Origin of the sequence: Nocardioides sp. Soil796, assembly GCF_001429525.1 — a bacterium.
Taxonomy (GTDB): Bacteria; Actinomycetota; Actinomycetes; order Propionibacteriales; family Nocardioidaceae; genus Nocardioides.
Window position 1 is genome coordinate 999,111 of the sequence record NZ_LMSQ01000018.1, and the last position, 17,407, is coordinate 1,016,517.

Here is a 17,407-nt window from a genome sequence, read left to right on the forward strand (position 1 = left end):
CGTGCCGTCCCGCCTCGCCCGGGTCACCATCCCACCCGGATTCGACCCGAACCCCGGCTCGGTCAACCCGAAACACCCGATCGCCTCACCAGCAGCCATCCGTGGCAACCACGCCAGCTTCTGCTCCTGCGACCCGTGCTTCCAGATCGCGAACATCGCCAACGACCCCTGCACCGACACCAACGACCGCAANACCCGCACACCCATAACCCTCCAGATGCATTCCCAACACACCCAACGACCCGAGCTCCTTGGCCAGCTCACGGGCCGGAATCGACGCCGACTCATACCAACCAGCCAGCTGCGGCTTCACCTTCGACTCGACGTACTTGCGCACCGTGTCGCGGATCGCGACATCCTCCTCCGAGAGCAACGCGTCGGTGTCGAAGAACTGGAGCGGCGTCATGGATGCCTTCGACACGGCGGTGGTGGGGTGGTCGTTCACGGGGTCTCTCCTGGGCGGGATCGGTGGGGGGGTCATGCGGAACGGTCGGGCCGGGCGCTACTTCGCGAGGTCGGCGAAGGCGCGCTCGGAACCGGGGTGCACCGGCACGGGGTCGCTCTTCTCACCGTTCTCCAACGCGATCTCCTTGGCCGCCGGGTGGACGTCGACCAGCTTGTCGGTCTCGCCGAAGACCAGGGTGGTCAGCGCGCAGGCCAGGTTGTCGCGCATGTCGTTGCGGACCATCAGCAGGTTGGGCACCACGATCGACGGGACGTCCTTGTCGAGCTCGTAGGTGGCGGCGGGCACGGTGCCGGCCTCGTAGACCTGGTTGATCTTCTTCAGCTTCGGCAGCAGCGGTGTGGCGTCGAGGAACTTCACGTCGTCACCGACCGAGGTGACCAGGTCGGTCAGCGCCGGGGTCGGGATGCCACCGGACCACACGAGGCCGTCGATGCTGCCGTCCTTCATGCCGTCGATGGTCTTGGTCAGGTCGAGGCGCTGGGCCTTGACGTCGCTGGTCTTCAACCCGGCGGCCTCGATCAGCTTGTTGGCGATCACCTCGGTGCCGGACTGCGGCGAGCCTGTCGAGATCCGCTTGCCCTTGAAGTCGGCCACCGAGTCGATGCCGGAGTCCGTGCGCACCACGATCTGGGTGTAGTTGGAGTAGATGCGACCGATCGTCGACACGTCTTCGGCCGAGTCGAAGTCACCTTCGCCGTTGACCGCGTCGGCAGCGGTGTCGGCCAGCGAGAACGCCACGTCGTAGTCGCCCTCGACCAGCTGCTGGATGTTCTGCACCGACGCCCCGGTCTCCGCGGAGGTGGCCTGCACGTCGGTCTCGTCGTTGATCAGCTTGGCGAGGCCGCCGCCGACCACGAAGTAGACGCCCGTGGAGTTGCCGGTGGCGATGCTGAGGCGCCCTTCGCCGGCGTCACAGCTGGACTCGTCGGCTCCGCTGCCGGCTTCGTCCCCGGCCTGTTGACCACCGCATGCGGCCAGGGTCAGGGCGGCGGTGGCGATGCCGGCGGTGAGGAGGGCGAGCTTCTTCTGCTTCTTCATGGGAGTGACCGTTTCTCTGATGGGGTGGGACGGAGGGAAGGTGACGCGTGGGCGGGAATGGGGATGCTCAGGACTGTGGGGCGGGCTCTGCGGTGCGGTCGCGCCCACGCACCGCCAGGTGGAGCAGTACGGCGACGGCCAGCACGACGCCGCCGGCGATCATCGAGAGCGGCTCGAGGTAGAGCAGCAGCAGCGCGGCGGCGAGGCACAGGAGCCGTTCGACGAGGCGGGTGGGGCCGAACATCCACCCGGTGGTGGCGACGGCGAGCCCGGCGACGGCGAGGCAGCAGACCACCGTGGCACCGACGACGCCGGCCAGGCTCCCCCGGCCGAGCAGCAGCGACCCGTTGTCGGTGACCACGAACGCGAGCGGTGCCAGGAAGGCCGGCAGGGTGTACTTGCAGGCCTGCATCATCGTCGGGATCACCTTGCCGCCGGTGATGGCGGCGGACGCGACCGCGGCCAGCGCCGTCGGCGGGGAGACCTCCGAGAGCACGGCGTAGTAGAAGATGAACATCGCCACCTCGGGGGCGCCGACCCCCAGCGAGATCAGGGCCGGGCCGATGACCACCCAGCTGAGGATGAACGACGCGGTGACCGGCACGGCCAGGCCCAGGATCAGGATCGCGATGGCGGAGAAGATCGCCGACAGCAGGATCAGCACGGCGTGGTTCGGCGCGATCGCCTCGGCCGCCTGCACCAGGAAGTCGGCCAGCACCTGGCCGAGACCGGTCTTGGCGATGGTGGAGGTGATGACACCGGCCGCCGCGCAGACGGCGATCACCGGCAGTCCGGAGCGGATGCCGCCGGCCAGGGCGCCGTACAGGCGGGAGACGAAGTTGACCAGCGAGGCCTTCAGCTCCATCCGCTCACCGGGGCCCTCGTCGGTCTCACTGAACCCGCTGACCACCGGGCGGCGGGAGAGGAACGCCTCGGCCAGGCCGAAGGCCGCGGCGACCAGCGTGGCGTAGACGACGGCCTTGAACGGCGGCACGTCGATGGCGAGGAAGAAGATGATCACGCCCAGGCTGAGGAAGTGGTAGCCGGAGCGGGCCAGCAGCTGCCAGGGGCTGCCGATCGCCAGCTCGACCCGCTTCGCGCCGAAGCGCCGGGCGTCGATCTCGACGGCGATGAAGATGCCGACGTAGTAGAGCAGGGTGGGCACGATCGCCCAGCCGAGCACGGTGATGTAGGAGACGCTGAGGTACTCCGCGATGATGAACGCGGCAGCACCCATGGTCGGCGGCGAGAGGATCGCGCCGATGCCGGAGGCGGCCAGCATGCCACCGGCGGACTCCTTGGGGTAGCCGGCCCGCTTGAGGATCGGCCAGGCGAACGAGCCGAGGGTGACCGCGGTCGCCGTACCGGAGCCGGAGACGGTGCCGAGCAGGAAGCCCGAGGTGGCCACGGTGCGCCCCGGCGCGGTGGAGGACTTGCGGAAGAGCGAGAACGCGAACTCGACGAAGAACCGGCCGGCGCCCATCCGCTCGAGGACGGCGCCGTAGATCGTGAACAGCACGATGTACGTCGCGGCGACGTCGAGCGGCACCCCGAAGAATCCGCTCGCCTCGTTGTAGAGGGCGTTGACGATCTGGTCGATGTTCAGGCCCATGTGCGAGATGGTCCAGTGGATCGGCAGGTAGCCGCCGTAGTAGGCGTAGGCGAAGAAGACCAGGCAGACGGCGGGCAGGACCAGGCCGGTGGTGCGGCGCGTGGCCTCGAGCACCAGCACCATGAGCAGCAGGCCGGCCGCGATGTCGAGGTCGAGCAGTGATCCCTGCCGGTCGAGGAAGCCTTCGTAGCCACCGAACCCGTACGACGTCTGCGCGATCGGCAGCACCGGATAGAGCCCGACCACCAGGGTGATCAACGCCAGGGCCCAGTCGACGATGCCCGGGTTGTCGTTGCGTTCGGTGGCGTTGAGCGCCTCGATCGGGTCGTGTCGTGAGGCCCGGAACCGGTAGCAGACGAAGGCCAGCGGGAGCGTGGTGGCCAGGAACAGCACGAGGTAGTACTGGCTGCCCAGGGTCAGCGGCCAGAACACCTGCTTGAGCACGAACAGGGCGACCAGGAAGCACCAGAGGTTGACCAACCGGTCGACCCGCAGCGACAGCCGTCGGCCGGGCCGCTCCTCGTCGAACTCTGCGGCCAGCTTCTCGGCGTCGGCGGCGGACAGCTCGAGGCCGTCCGTGCGGTCGCGGGGGGTGGCGGTTGGGGTAGGCATGCTGGGTAACGTATGGACGTGAACCACGTCACATCCACACTTGGCTGCGAGACTTTACAGAGCCTTGAGGTACGCCGCTCCGATCCCTCCTGAGGACCCATGCGCATCCTTCTCGTCGAGGACGACGACCGAGTGGTCGCCGCCCTCGAACCGGCCCTGCAACGGGCCAACCTGATCGTCGACCGGGCGGCGACCGCGGCCCAGGCGATGACGATGCATGCGGCCGCCGACCTGATCCTGCTCGACATGGGGCTCCCCGACCAGGACGGCTTCGCCCTGTGCCGCCAGATCCGCGAGGTGAACCCCGTGCCGATCATCGCGGTCACCGCCCGCCGCGAGGAGTCCAGTGTCGTGGCCGCACTGCGTGCCGGGGTCGACGACTACGTCACCAAGCCCTACCGGCTCGCCGAGCTGATGGCGCGGATCGAGGCGGTGATGCGCCGCAGCGGTCGGCGTACGGTCTCCGAGCGCGCGGAGTTCGGCGGCATCCGGGTCGACACCGGGGCCCGCCAGGCGTACGTCGACGACGAGCCGGTCGCGCTCGCGCCCAAGGAGCTGGACCTGCTTGCCCTGCTGGTGCAGGGCAATGGCGACGTGGTCACCCGGGAGTCGATCATGGAGGCGATCTGGCACACCTCGTGGGTGGGCGCCTCCCGCACGATCGACGTACATGTCGCAAGCCTGCGCGGGAAGCTCGGCCGGCCGGAGCTCATCGAGACGGTGCGCGGCACCGGCTACCGGGTGGCTCCCGCTCGCGCCGAGGGGACGTGAGCGGGTGAGGCGCCGACTCGTCACGGTGGCGGCCGCCCTGCTCGGCATGCTGCTGGTCGCGCTGATGGTGCCGCTGGTCAATGCGTACGCCGAGGATCGCACCCAGGACGTCTTCGTCCGCCGCCTCACCGACGTGACCCGCTTCGCGGTGCTTGCCGAGCGGGCGTTGGAGGACGGCCACTTCAACGAGTTGGAGACCGACCTCGAACGCTACGCCGACGTGTACGGCGGCACCGTCGTCGTCACCGACGCCAACTCGGTGGTGATCGCCGCATCGACGCCGGGCGCCGACGCCCGGGACCCGGACGTCGCCCGGGCCGTCGAGCAGGCACTGTCCGGCAGTGGCACCTCACCGCCCCCGACCGCGTGGCCGTGGCAGGGCAACCCGATCGTGCTCGGTTCACCGGTGGGCCGCGACGCCCAGGTCCTCGGCTCGGTGATCCTCGTGACGCCCACCGACGACATCCGGTCCGACGTCGGGGTGCGGCTCGGCCTGCTGGTCCTGGCCGGTCTGGCCGTGCTGGTGCTGACCGCCGTGGGCGTGGTCGGGCCGTTCGTGCGCTGGGTGCTCCGACCGGTCAGCAGCCTGGACGAGGCGGCCCTGAAGCTGGCCGAGGGAGACCTGTCCACCCGGGTGCCGGCGCTGGCCGGGCCACCCGAGCTGCGGCACCTCGCACGGTCGTTCAACCAGATGGCCGACAACGTGGAGACCTCCCAGCAGCAACAGCGCGACCTGATCGCGGACGCCTCCCACCAGCTGGGCAACCCGTTGACCGCCCTACGGCTGCGCCTGGAGAACCTGCGCGCGACGACCGGCGACGAGGGCGAGGCCGACCTGGCGCTCGACGAGGCCGACCGGCTCAACTCGATCGTCGAGTCGCTGCTCGACCTGAGCCAGGTGGGTGCCCACCAGGTGACGGCGCAGCCGGTCGACGTGGCCGCGCAGGCCCGGCACCGCTGCGAGATGTGGGCGCCGGTGATCGAGCACCTCGAGGTCGACCTGCCCGTGAGCGCGTCGGCCCTGGCCACGCCCGACATCGTCGACGTCGCCCTCGACGCCCTGCTCGACAACGCCGCGAAGTTCGCCGCCGGGTCCCGGGTCGAGGTGCGGCTGCGCACGCTCGACGACCACGTCGTGCTCAGCGTGCGCGACCACGGTCGGGGCCTGCATGCCGATGACCTCTCGCAGGTCGGTGCCCGCTTCTTCCGGGGCCGCGAGCACCAGAACATCGGCGGCACCGGGCTCGGCCTGGCGATCGTGCGGGCGCGCGTGGAGACCTTCGGTGGCCACTTCGCGATCGGTCCGGCCGAGGGCGGCGGGCTGGTCGCCGAGGTGATGCTGCCGCGTTGGACGGGGGCTCAGCCCCGCTCCCTGAAGTAGCGCAGCGCGCCGGGGTGCAGGTCGAGCGGGCTGGTGAAGATCGCCGCGTTCAGGTTCGGCTGCGGCACACCCGGTGCGATCCGGTCGATCGCGTCCTGTGCCTCGAAGATCACCCGGCAGACGGCGTAGGCCACGTCGTCCGACATGCCCGACGACACGACGAGGTAGTTCTTCACGCTGACCGTCGGCACCACGTCGGGCAGGTCGTACGTCGAGGCCGGCACCAGACCGTCGACGTACTCCGGGCCGTAGGTCTCGGCCATCGGGTCGACGGACTCGGACAGATCGACCAGGCGGATCGTCGTACGCCGACTCAGGTCGAGCACCGCCTCGTTCGGCAGCCCGCTGACGAAGAAGAACGCGTCGAGGTCACCCGCCTCGAGGGCCGCGGTGTCGTCCTGCAGTGACTGGCCCGAGGCCGACACGTCGTCGAGGCTGAGGCCGTTGCGGCCCAGGATGCGTTCGGCGGTGACCCGCGTTCCCGACGACAGCGCACCCAGACCGACGCGGCGTCCGGCCAACTGCTTCACCGCGGTGATGCGCGAGTCGGCCCTGACCACGAGGTGCACGAAGCTGTCGTAGGAGCGGGTCAGCGCCTGCACGTCCAGTGGTTCCGCGAAGCTGCCGTTGCCTCTGCTGGCGTCCGAGGCGGTGTCGCCGAGCGAGAACCCGAGGTCCGCTCCGCCCTCGGCGACGAGGCGCAGGTTCTCCACCGACGCATCAGTCGCGATGGTCCTCGCGGTGAGCCCGTCGAGGCGGCGGGCAAGCACGGTCGCCAGCGCCTCGCCGTACCGCATGAACACGCCGCCCGGGTTGCCGGTGGCCAGGGTCAGGTCGACGTCCGCGAGGTCGGACCAGTCGTCACCGAGGCACCCGGCCAACGACCAGGCGGCCGGCGCGACCAGGCCGGTCACCAGCAGTCGCCTGCGGGAGACGACGAGGGAGGGCATGACCCGAGGTTAGTGGCGTGGAACGTGCCGCGGAAACGCAGAACGACCTCCCTAGGGAGGTCGTTGCGTGGTGGAGCCGCCTGTCAGAATCGAACTGACGACCTAATCATTACGAGTGATTCGCTCTACCGACTGAGCTAAGGCGGCGCGTTGTCCGGGACGGATCCCGGACAACCCGGGGAAGTATACGGTGACTGGCGCCGCCCGTCGAAATCAGATCGACGACCGGCCCCGGAGCCGGTCGTCGAGGGGGAGGATCCGGTGGATCAGGCCGCGTTGGCGGCAGTCTTGGCGGCGGGCTTGGCAGCGACCTCGGACTGTCCGCCCGTGGTGCCGTTGTGCCAGAGCTGCTCGGAGCCGCACCAGCAGGTGTAGGTCATTGCGGTGACGCCGTCGATCTGGGCCATGCCCGTGACCTGGCTCGGGAAGATCAGCATCTTCTGGTCGCATGCGGTGCAGTGGTTGACGAACATGGTGACCCCCTCAAGGTCTCGTTGATGCCGGTTGGTTGAAACTGGCACTACCAATTCTCCGACGGAACAACCAATAGGGGTAGCCTCTCTTTCCTGTAGATCCTCAAGGGAGTCCCTATGCTTTCCCTGCACCAGCTGCGCTGCTTCCTCACCGTCTATGAACGCGGCTCACTGACCGCGGCCGCCGAGCACCTCGGCTACGCCCAGCCCTCGATCTCCGAGCAGATCCGCACGCTGGAGAAGACGCTCGGCGTGCAGCTCTTCGCCCGGGTCGGTCGCGGCGTCACGCCCACGGCCGCGGCCGAGACCCTGCGTCCGCACGCCGAGCGGACCGTCGAGTCCGCCGAGGAGGCCAGGCGCGCGGTGCAGTCGGTGACCGCCCTCGAGACCGGCACGATCCGCTTCGGCATGTTCGGCACCGCCCGGTTGTACGCCGGCGCCTCGCTGATCGCCGACGTGCTCGAACGGCATCCCGGCGTCCGCGTCGAACTCGTCGGCCAGAACTCCTCCGACGTCCAGGAGGACCTCCGCCGCGGTCGCATCGAGGCGGCCATGATCGCCGTACCGCAGGTCAGCAGCGAGGGCATGACCGTGACCCCGGTGGCCCACGACGAGCTGGTCTACATCAGCGCCCATCCCGAACGGCTGCGCACCCCGGTGACCGCACAGCGGCTCGCGAAGGCGTCACTGGTGATGCCCGAGACGACCTGGCGCGCCGACGACTCCACCCGGATCGTGCTGCGCGGGATGATGCACGAGACCGGCCTGAACCCACAGACCCGCATCGAGGTCGAGGACGTCGAGACCGCCGTCGAGCTGGTCGGCATGGGACTGGCCGACTCGGTGATCCCGCGCGGTGCGGCGGACTCGCTGCTCCCCCGGCTGGCACCCAAGGCCGGGTTCGTGTCGCTGCGACCGCGTCAGGTCGACACCATCGCGATCGTGCACCGGGTGGGGGCCACGCTCTCCCCCGCCGCGAAGCTGATGATCGAGCTGGCGACCGCGCGGATCCAGGCGATCGCGGAGCCGATCTGACCAGCCTGGGAACACTCGTTGGTGGCTCATGGCTGTTGCAAGGCGCCGAGACGACCAGCATCCACCAACGAAGCGACGAGCCCTCTCGAAGGGCGCTCGTTCCCCACTCCCTCACACCGAGGAAGCTACTTGCACTCCACGTCGGCGGTGGGGACCTCGCCCTCGATCAGGTAGGACTCGATCACGTCGTCGACACAGTCGTTGCCCATGTTGTAGCCGGTGTGGCCGTCACCGTCGCGGCTGACCAGGATCGCCGGGTCGAGCTGCTTGGCCAGCGCCTGGGCCCACTCGTAGGGCGTGGCCGGGTCGCGCGTCGTACCGACCACCAGCAGCGGGTCGGCACCGGCGGCGGTGAGCGGCGGACGCTTGGCCGGCTTGGGTCCCTGATAGCCCTCGCAGCCCGCCATGCCCCAGGCGAAGACCTCGCCGAAGGTCGGCGACGCCTTGCGGAACGCGGCGAACGTGGAGGGCACCTTGCGGATCGGGGTGAACGACGGGTCGTCCTGGCAGTTGATCGCGAAGATCGCCTCGGAGCTGTTGTCGTCGTAGCCGCCCGAGGCGTTGCGCGAGGAGTAGAGGTCGGAGAGCTGCAGGAGCCCGGTGCCGTCGCCGTCGAGGGCGTCGCCTAGGGCGTTGTCGAGCAGCGTCCAGTAGTCGGCGTTGTAGAGCGGCGCCACGATGCCGTAGAACGCGTTGCCGATGGCGAGCTGTCGGCTGCCCACCGTCATCGGCTTCCGGTCGACCCCGGCCAGGAAGTCCTTGATCGTCTTCAGTGCCGCGGCACGGGTGTCACCGAGGTAGCAGTCGCCGCCGTCCACGCAGTCGTCGACGTACGCCGTCAGCGCCCGCTGGAAGCCCTCGGCCTGGCCGAGGCTGGCCTGCTTCGAGCTCAGCGACACGTCGACGGCGCCGTCGAGCACGAGCCGGCCGGAGCGGTCGGGGAACAGGTCGGCGTACGTCGCACCGAGCTTCGTGCCGTACGACGCACCGAAGTAGGTCAGCTTGTCCTCGTCGAGGGCAGCGCGCAGGACGTCCATGTCACGGGCGGCCTCGACCGTCGAGACGTGGGCCGCGACGTCACCGCTGAGCCTCTTGCAGCCCGCGCCCATGCGCAGGTTCCACTGCCGGAACGCCTTCACCTCGGCGGGGGTGTCGGGGTCGGGGTCCCCGGCGATGTAGCGGTCGAGCTGGGCGTCGCTGAGGCAGTCGACCGGCGAGCTCTTGCCCGTGCCGCGCGGGTCGAAGCCGACGATGTCGAACTTCTGGCGCACCGGGTCGCCGAACGCATAGTCGGCCTGGTCGGCGTAGCTGGTGCCGGGTGCGCCGGGGCCGCCCGGGTTGACGACCAGGTAGCCGACCTTGCCGGCGTCGTCGTCGGCCGGGCGCATCAGCAGGTTGAGGTCGATCGTCGCGCCGGTCGGGTCGTCATAGTCGAGCGGCACCTTGATGGTCGCGCACTTGCGGGCACCGCAGGCCGACCAGTCGACCCGCTGGTCGTAGAAGGTCTGGAGCGCGGGATCGGGAGCCGCCTGGTCGCCACCGGTCACCGAACCGTTCTCGTCGTCGGGGACCGCCGGTTCGCCGATCGTGCCGGACGAGTCGTCCTCGTTGTCGAGGGCGAGGTTCCACACCGTGGTGCCGACCACGAACAGCACCAGGACGGCGAGGCAGACGATGGCGACGATTCGTTTCACGCTGGCTTCTCCTGGGTCACGGACGGGTCCCCTCGGGCAGGCGCAGGGCGACCATCATGGACTCCAGCGCCAGGGCGGGCGGCACGTTGAACTCGAGCATCTGCTCGCGGGCGGTGAAGATCGCGGTGATCCGCTGGAGGTTCTCCTCGGGCGTGGTCACCCGGACCAGTCGGTCGAGGTCACGCCGCAGCTCCTCGTTGACCAGGTCGGTGCCGGCGCCGGTGGCGATCACGAGGGCGTCGCGGTAGACCGAGACGAGGTCCATGAGCCCACGGTCGATGACGTCGAGGACCCGGCGCTTGGCCCGGGTCTTCTGCCCCTTCTCCAGTGCGGAGAGGGCCGGGTTGTACTCGCGCGGTCGTCGGCCGCGGTCGACCACGCCGTACGTCGTGTCGAGGTCGGACTTCTCACGCACGTCGAGCTCGGCGGTGATCGCCTCGGCCTCCTCCTTGGCCACCTCGTGCAGGTTGGTGGCCGCGGTCATCGCGGAACCGAGCGAGGTGAGGGTCACCGGCATCGACACGACGTCGCGTCGCCGGTTGAGGGTGGCCTCGTCGGTGGCCAGCGCTCGGGCCCGCCCGATGTGGCCCTGGCTGGCGCGTGCGGCGTACGACGCCTTGGCCTCGCCGACCCCGAGGGTGCGCACGAGGAACGACGCGACGTCGGCGGTCGACGGGGTCGACAGCGTGACGAGCCGGCACCGCGAGCGGATCGTCGGCAGCACGTCGTCGACGGTGGGCGCGCAGAGCATCCAGACGGTGCGGTCGGTCGGCTCCTCGATGGCCTTGAGCAGGGCGTTGCAGGCCTGCTCGGTGAGCCGGTCTGCGTCTTCGACGATCAGGATCTGCCAACGCCGGCCGACCGGGGCGAGTGCCGAGCGGCGGACCAGGTCACGCACCTCGTCGACGCCGATGGAGAGGCGCTCGGTGCGGATCACCGAGACGTCGGCGTGGGAGCCGGCCAGCACCGTGTGGCAGGAGTGGCACACCCCGCACCCCGGGCCGGCGTCGCTCTCGCACTGCAGGGCCGCGGCGAAGGCGATCGCGGCGTTGGAGCGCCCGGAGCCTGGAGGGCCGGTGAAGAGGAACGCCTGGCTCATGCCGTGGCCCCCGGCGGCCGTGCGCAGCGCGGAGATCACCGGCCGCTGCCCGACCAGGCTGCTCCAGACGTCGCCGGGCCGCGTCGCGGGTTGTGTCGTGCTGGTCATCGGCGTGCCGCCTGGCCCAGCATCGGCTCGACGCGTTCGCGCACCGCCTTGGCGATCGCGTCGATCGGCAGCCGGGCGTCACACACGAGGTAGTGATCGGGGTTGGCCTCGGCCATCCGCAGGAACGCCCCGCGCACCCGCTGGTGGAAGTCGTCGGTCTCGCCCTCGATGCGGTCGCGCTCGGTGAAACGGCCGAGCCCGTGCTGCGGCTCGAGGTCGAGCACGACGGTGAGGTGCGGACGCAGGTCGTGGGTGGCCCAACGATTGACCTGCTCGACCTCGTCGACGACCAGGTCACGGCCGGCGCCCTGGTAGGCCAGTGCGGAGTCGACGTAGCGGTCGGTGATCACGACCTCGCCGCGGGCCAGCGCCGGCGAGACCACGGTGTCGATGTGTTCGGCCTTGTCGGCCGCATAGAGGAGCGCCTCGGTGCGGTGGGACAGCTCGCCGGTCGCCGGGTCGAGCACGATCTGCCGGATCTGGCGACCGACCGCGGTGTCGCCCGGCTCGAAGGTGAGGACGACGGCGTAGCCCTGCTCCTCGAGCCACGCCCGCAGCAGCGTCGACTGGGTCGACTTGCCGGCGCCCTCGCCACCCTCGAAGCAGACGAAGACGCCCACACTTGAATAACTGCCCGGTGACGTCACGTCGTACACCCTATGAGGTGCCACCCACTGGTGGCCTCACGCCTTCTTGGCAGTCTTCTTCGCCGCAGCCTTCTTCGTCGTCTTCTTGGCCGCAGCCTTCTTGGCGGAGGTCTTGGCGGTCTTCTTCGCCGGGGCCTTCTTCGCGCCCTTCTTGGCCGTCTTCTTCGCCGGGCCCTTCTCGCGACGCTCGGCCAGCAGCTCGGCCGCGCGCTCGATGGTGATCGCCTCGACGGTGTCGTCCTTGCGCAGGGTGGCGTTGTACTCGCCGTCGGTCACGTAGTCACCGAAACGACCGGACTTCACCACCACGGGCTGGCCCGAGACCGGGTCGGGCCCGAGCTCCTTGAGCGGCGGGGCGGCCGCGGCGCGACCACGCTGCTTGGGCTGGGCGTAGATCGCCAGCGCCTCGTCGAGCGTGATCGAGAGCAGCTTCTCCTCGGAGTCGATCGACCGGGAGTCGGTGCCCTTCTTCAGGTAGGGACCGTAGCGACCGTTCTGCGCGGTGATCTCGACACCCTCGGCGTCCTCGCCGACCACCCGCGGCAGTGAGAGCAGCTTGACCGCGTCGTCGAGCGAGATGGTGTCGAGCGACATCGACTTGAAGAGCGAGCCGGTGCGCGGCTTGGCCTTCTTCGGAGCGTCCTCGGGCAGCACCTCGGTGACGAACGGGCCGTAGCGACCGTTCTTGGCGACCACGGTCAGGCCGGTCTCGGGGTGCTCGCCGAGGTGGATCTCCTCGCCGGCCGGGTTGGCCAGGAGCTCCTTGGCCTTCTCCATGGTCAGCTCGTCGGGCGGCAGGTCGTCGGGCACGTTGGCCCGCTTGCCGGCCGGCGCCCCGTCGTCGCCGGGGCCCTCGAGGTAGGGGCCGTAGCGGCCGACGCGCAGCGCGATGCCGCTGTCGGGTCCGCCGACCGGGAAGGTCGCCAGCTCCTTGGCGTCGATGTCACCGAGGCCGTTGACCAGCGGGTGCAGCCCGGCGACCTTGTCGGAGCCGTAGTAGAACTCGGCCAGCTCGGTGTTGCGGTCGCGGCGGCCACCGGCGATGTCGTCGAGGATGTCTTCCATGCCGGCGGTGAACTCGTAGGAGATCAGCCGGGTGAAGTGGTCGGTCAGCAGCCGCACCACGGAGAACGCCAGCCAGGCCGGCACCAGCGCGGTGCCCTTCTTGTAGACGTAGCCGCGGTTCAGGATCGTGCCGATGATCGAGGCGTACGTCGACGGGCGGCCGATCTCGCGCTCCTCGAGCTCCTTGATCAGCGTGGCCTCGGTGAAGCGGGCCGGCGGCTTCGTGTCGTGGCCCTGGGCCTGCAGCGACGCCGCGGTGACCCGGTTGCCCTCCACGAGCAGCGGAAGGCGGGTCTCCTGGTCGTCACGTGCGGCGGCCTTGTCGTCGGTGCCCTCGACGTACGCCTTGAGGAAGCCGTGGAAGGTGATCACTCGGCCGCTCGAGGAGAACACGACGTCCTCGCCCGAGGTGGCGGCCCCGCCGTAGCGGATCGAGACCGAGTTGCCGACGGCGTCCTTCATCTGGGAGGCGACTGTGCGCATCCAGATCAGCTCGTAGAGCCGGAACTGCTCACCGGTCAGGCCGGTCTGCGCCGGGGTACGGAAGCTCTCGCCGGCGGGACGGATCGCCTCGTGTGCCTCCTGGGCGTTCTTGACCTTCGAGGCGTAGACCCGCGGCTTGTCGGGGAGGTACTCGGCGCCGTACAGCTCGCGGACCTGGTCGCGGGCGGCACCGATCGCCGACCCCGACAGCGTCGTGGAGTCGGTACGCATGTAGGTGATGAAGCCGTTCTCGTAGAGGCGCTGCGCCACCGACATGGTGCCGGAGGCGCTCATGCCGAGCTTGCGGCTGGCCTCCTGCTGGAGCGTGGTCGTGCGGAACGGGGCGTACGGCGACCGCTTGTAGGGCTTGGACTCGACCGAACGGACGTCGTACGTCGTGTCCTGGAGACCCGAGACCAGGGCCTCGGCACGGGCGCGGTCGAGGTGTACGACGGACTTGCTGGCACTGGACGCCTTGAGCTGGCCGTCGTCGCCGAAGTCGGAGCCGCGGGCGACCCGCGAACCGTCGATGGAGTGCAGCTTGCCCGGGAAGATGCGCGGGTCGAGACCGGCGCCGGCGTCGAAGGAGCCGTCGATGTCCCAGTAGGACGCGGAGCGGAAGGCCATCCGCTCCTTCTCGCGGTCCACCACGAGGCGGGTGGCCACCGACTGCACGCGGCCGGCGGAGAGACCGCTCATCACCTTGCGCCACAGGACCGGCGAGACCTCGTAGCCGTAGAGGCGGTCGAGGATGCGGCGGGTCTCCTGGGCCTCGACGAGGTCCATCGCGATCTCGCGGGGGTTCTCGACGGCGGCCAGGATCGCGGCCTTGGTGATCTCGTGGAAGACCATCCGCTTGACCGGGATGTTCTTCGGCTTCAGCTCGTCGAGGAGGTGCCACGCGATGGCCTCGCCCTCGCGGTCCTCATCGGTGGCGAGGAAGAGCTCGTCGGCGTCCTTCAGCAAGCCCTTGAGCTTGGTGATGTGGCTCTTCTTGTCACGCGGGACGACGTAGTAGGGCGTGAAGTCGTGCTCGACGTCGACCGCCAGGCGGCCCCACGGCTTGTCCTTGATCTTCGCCGGGGTGTCGGCCGCGTTGTTCGGAAGGTCACGGATGTGGCCGATCGACGACTCGACGACGTATCCCGCGCCGAGGTAACCCGCAATGGTGCGGGCCTTGGCGGGGGACTCGACGATCACCAACTTGTGTGCCACTGAACTCGTTGTCTCCTTCTCGAAGCAGAGCTCCGTCGGGAATCGAACAGGGCTCTCGGCGGCTTACGGTAGCGCGTGCAGCAATCGGGCCGACCCGGACCGGCCAACGGGTGGTCAGTCCACGGTGATGCCGGCCACTGCGGCGTTGAGCTGCTCGAGGAGCTGGGTGTCACCGATCGGGACCACTCCCGCGAAGATCGCGAAGGTCTCCGGGTCGCCGGTGTCGACCGCCACCACGACCGCCGTGTCACCGGTCGCCTTGACCTTGGGCTCGTTGATCTCGATCTCGGTGTCGACCCGCCAGGCATCGTGGCCACCCACGTCGAGCGCCTCGGAGGCGCCCGGACGGATGTCGGTCACGTTGCGGTAGAGCCGCGTGGACCTGGCCATGCAGCCGGCGATGCTCTCGGCGGCCTGTTGCACGTCGGTGTAGCCGTCAGACCTCTTCACGCTGCCGACCACGACCATCGAGATCCAGCCGGAGTCCTTGGTCTTCTCGATGACCTTCATCTGCCCGTTGGGAGCGCTCAGGAAGTCGAACGCGTCCTCGTTCTGGTCGGCGTCGGCGCCATCGCTGTAGCCGTTGGTCAGCGGGAACGAGATGCCGCCGCCGCTGACCTGACCGGGCTTCGACACGCCCTTGGCGGCCGGCCCGGCGGTCGGGCAGGTCTCCAGGACGGGGGCGCCGGACGTCTCGGTGTCCGTGGGCCCGTCGGTCGGCTCGTCGGTCTGGTCGGTGGTCGGCTCGTCGGTGGGCTCGTCGGTGGGATCGTCGGTCTGCGACGAGTCGTCGGAGGCCTTCTTGTCATCGGAGTCGTCGTCACCGAGCGTCAGCACCGCGGCGATGCCGCCGCCGATCAGGATCAGCACGGCCAGCACACCGCCGATCAGCACCCAGAGCTTGCCCTTGCCGCCACCGCCGTTGCCCCCGCCGGCGCTGGGCATCGGCGACCACTGCTGACCCGACGTCGGCTCCTGGCCGGGCCACCCCTGGGACTGCTGCCCCTGCGGCGACCACTGCTGCTGCGGCTGCTGTGCCGACGGCTGGGGCTGCTGCGGCGCGCCCGGAGCCTGACCCTGCGCACTGGGCGGCGGGTCGGCGTACGGGTTGGAGGTGGTCTCTGCGCTCCACGACTGGCCGTTCCAGTAACGGTAGGAATTCGGCTGGCCGGAGGGGTCGGGATACCAAGCGGGCTGGGACACGCCCACAGAGTAGACGACGAAGCCGGACCTCTCGTCCGGCCGACGTCGGGCCGGCGCTCGGAGCGCTTACGCCAGGAAGCCCTCGGCGACCAGCTCGCGGACGGTCGGCAGGTGCGCCGCGCGGGCCTCCTCCGCGTCGACCTCGAGCAGCACCGACAGTGCGTCGATGATCTGCCCGACGGTGAGCTCGCCGTCGCAGGCGCCGACCAGCGCGGCCACCAGGGTGTCGGCCTGCCGGGCCCGGCGCAGGCCGCGCTGCTGGCGGAGCACCACCGTGTGCGGGTCCTCCGCACCCGGGGCACCGACGGTCTCCTGCTGCACGTCCGTGCGTACGACGAGCCGCGCGGCGAGCAGTGCCTCGTCGTCGAGGCCGGCCAGCCGGTCGACGGCGACGCCCCAGTCGTGGACCGTGGGCGCGATCGGCTGCTCCACGTCGTAGGGCCACTCCTCGAGTCGCACGGTGGGAGCACTGTCGGTGCGGCGCAGGTTGATCCAGCCGAACCCGACGGCCTCGATGCCCTGTTCGTCGAACCAGCCCAGCCAGGTGTCGTAGCGGCGGACGTAGTCGGGCGACCCCTGGAGGCCGGCGTCCTTGAGCCACAGCTCGACGTACGTCGCCGGGTCGACCACCTCGCGCTGCACGACCCACGCGTCGCAGTCGGTGACCCACTCGGCCAGGCGCTCGTCCCAGGAACGGTCGTCGGCGATCACCCAGTTGGCCAGCACCTGGCACCACCCACCGGTGGTCAGGTGCGCCGGCGCGGCCCGGACGATGTCCTCGACGACGCGGTCGCCGGGGAGCCCGGAGTCGCGGTAGACCAGCCGCTCCCCCGTCGCCGGCGAGATCACGAACGGCGGGTTGGTGGAGATCAGGTCGAACTGCTCGCCACGGACCGGCTCGAAGAACGACCCCTCGCGGACGTCGACCCGGCTCGCGACCTCGTTGAGCTCGGCGTTGAGGCGGGTCATCCACAGCGCACGCTGGTTGACGTCGGTGGCGACCACACGCTCGACGTGCCCGGCGAGATGCAGGGCCTGGACGCCGCAGCCGGTGCCGAGGTCGAGTGCACTGCCCACGGCCTCGCGAATCGTCAACTGGGCAAGGGATGTGGAGGCCGAGCTGATCCCGAGAACGTGGTCGGCGCCGACCTTGTTCGGTGTGCCGTCCAGGCCGGGGGTCAGGTCGCTGACCACCCAGAGGTCGCGCTCCTCGTCGGAGTACGGGCGCACGTCGAGGCGGGCCGCCACCTCGCTGACGCTCTGCTCGAGGAGGCCCTCGACCGCCATCCGGTCGACCAAGCCGGGCAGTGCCTTCTCGGCGTCGGCCAGCGACACCGGGGTCTGCAGGAGGAACAGCCGGGTCAGGGTCTCGAGGGGTGTGCCACCGCGGGTGCGCTGCAGGCCCGGCACGGTCTCGTTGCGGGACAGTGCGCCGTGGGCCGTGGGCCCGAGCAGGTCGGCGACACCGTCGTAGGTGTAGTCCGCCGCGGCGAGCGCCGTACGCAGTCGGGTCGGCAGGTCGGAGGCGGGAGGGTTCGAGGAAGGCACGCGCCGA

At 69.9% G+C, this 17,407-nt stretch carries 13 protein-coding genes, 1 tRNA gene and 2 pseudogenes; 3 read left to right on the plus strand and 13 right to left on the minus strand.

The features are described from left to right. The 4 genes and pseudogenes from ASH02_RS27570 to ASH02_RS16160 all read right to left on the minus strand — a co-directional run. Window positions 1-192 (minus strand): annotated as a pseudogene (locus tag ASH02_RS27570) (acyl-CoA dehydrogenase family protein); the annotation flags it as partial. Window position 193: 1 nt separating this feature from the next. Further along, window positions 194-481: pseudogene (locus tag ASH02_RS27085) on the minus strand (acyl-CoA dehydrogenase family protein); the annotation flags it as partial. 21 nt (window positions 482-502) lie between these two features. Next, entirely contained in the window at window positions 503-1,504 is a 1,002-nt protein-coding gene (locus ASH02_RS16155) for a TAXI family TRAP transporter solute-binding subunit (RefSeq protein WP_056679907.1), read from the minus strand. Window positions 1,505-1,571: 67 nt separating this feature from the next. Next, complete coding sequence (locus tag ASH02_RS16160) at window positions 1,572-3,728, minus strand: TRAP transporter permease (RefSeq protein ID WP_082599339.1); 2,157 nt, start codon at window positions 3,726-3,728, stop codon at window positions 1,572-1,574. 99 nt (window positions 3,729-3,827) lie between these two features. Here ASH02_RS16160 and ASH02_RS16165 point away from each other — a divergent pair, with 99 nt between their 5' ends. After that, window positions 3,828-4,499 carry a response regulator transcription factor gene (locus tag ASH02_RS16165; protein ID WP_056679904.1) on the plus strand — a complete coding sequence of 224 codons (672 nt, stop codon included), beginning with the start codon at window positions 3,828-3,830 and terminating at the stop codon, window positions 4,497-4,499. A gap of 4 nt (window positions 4,500-4,503) precedes the next feature. Continuing rightward, on the plus strand, window positions 4,504-5,880 hold the full coding sequence (locus ASH02_RS16170) for a sensor histidine kinase (RefSeq protein WP_057295073.1): 1,377 nt from the start codon (window positions 4,504-4,506) through the stop codon (window positions 5,878-5,880). Here ASH02_RS16170 and ASH02_RS16175 read toward each other — a convergent pair. The 3 genes from ASH02_RS16175 to ASH02_RS16185 form a co-directional block, all read right to left on the minus strand. Next, complete coding sequence (locus ASH02_RS16175) at window positions 5,859-6,830, minus strand: TAXI family TRAP transporter solute-binding subunit (RefSeq protein WP_056679898.1); 972 nt, start codon at window positions 6,828-6,830, stop codon at window positions 5,859-5,861. The two genes, ASH02_RS16170 and ASH02_RS16175, sit on opposite strands and share 22 nt — an antisense overlap. 71 nt (window positions 6,831-6,901) lie before the next feature. Beyond that, window positions 6,902-6,977 (minus strand) — tRNA-Thr (locus ASH02_RS16180). 119 nt (window positions 6,978-7,096) lie between these two features. Then, window positions 7,097-7,303, minus strand: coding sequence for a hypothetical protein (locus ASH02_RS16185; protein WP_056679895.1), 207 nt, complete (start codon window positions 7,301-7,303; stop codon window positions 7,097-7,099). Between the two features lie 117 nt (window positions 7,304-7,420). Between ASH02_RS16185 and ASH02_RS16190 the strand changes: the two genes are divergently transcribed. Further along, window positions 7,421-8,338, plus strand: a complete 918-nt coding sequence (locus ASH02_RS16190) for a LysR family transcriptional regulator (protein WP_056679892.1) — start codon at window positions 7,421-7,423, stop codon at window positions 8,336-8,338. Window positions 8,339-8,463: 125 nt separating this feature from the next. Here ASH02_RS16190 and ASH02_RS16195 read toward each other — a convergent pair whose 3' ends face one another. The 6 genes from ASH02_RS16195 to ASH02_RS16220 form a co-directional block, all read right to left on the minus strand. Then, window positions 8,464-10,032, minus strand: coding sequence for an alpha/beta hydrolase (locus ASH02_RS16195; protein WP_056679890.1), 1,569 nt, complete (start codon window positions 10,030-10,032; stop codon window positions 8,464-8,466). Between the two features lie 16 nt (window positions 10,033-10,048). After that, a complete protein-coding gene (locus tag ASH02_RS16200) occupies window positions 10,049-11,239 on the minus strand; it encodes a DNA polymerase III subunit delta' (RefSeq protein WP_056679887.1) in 1,191 nt (396 codons plus the stop codon). After that, window positions 11,236-11,886 carry a dTMP kinase gene (gene tmk, locus ASH02_RS16205; RefSeq protein WP_056679955.1) on the minus strand — a complete coding sequence of 217 codons (651 nt, stop codon included), beginning with the start codon at window positions 11,884-11,886 and terminating at the stop codon, window positions 11,236-11,238. Before tmk ends, ASH02_RS16200 begins: the two co-directional genes overlap by 4 nt. Before the next feature lie 36 nt (window positions 11,887-11,922). Then, window positions 11,923-14,649 (minus strand): type I DNA topoisomerase, encoded by a 2,727-nt coding sequence (gene topA, locus ASH02_RS16210; RefSeq protein ID WP_056679884.1) that lies wholly within the window; start codon window positions 14,647-14,649, stop codon window positions 11,923-11,925. 114 nt (window positions 14,650-14,763) lie between these two features. After that, the gene (locus tag ASH02_RS16215) at window positions 14,764-15,852 is read right to left on the minus strand and encodes a DUF2510 domain-containing protein (protein ID WP_162262595.1); all 1,089 of its coding nucleotides are present in this window, start codon (window positions 15,850-15,852) and stop codon (window positions 14,764-14,766) included. A gap of 66 nt (window positions 15,853-15,918) precedes the next feature. After that, window positions 15,919-17,400 carry a DUF7059 domain-containing protein gene (locus ASH02_RS16220; RefSeq protein ID WP_057295075.1) on the minus strand — a complete coding sequence of 494 codons (1,482 nt, stop codon included), beginning with the start codon at window positions 17,398-17,400 and terminating at the stop codon, window positions 15,919-15,921. Between the last annotated feature and the right edge of the window lie 7 nt (window positions 17,401-17,407).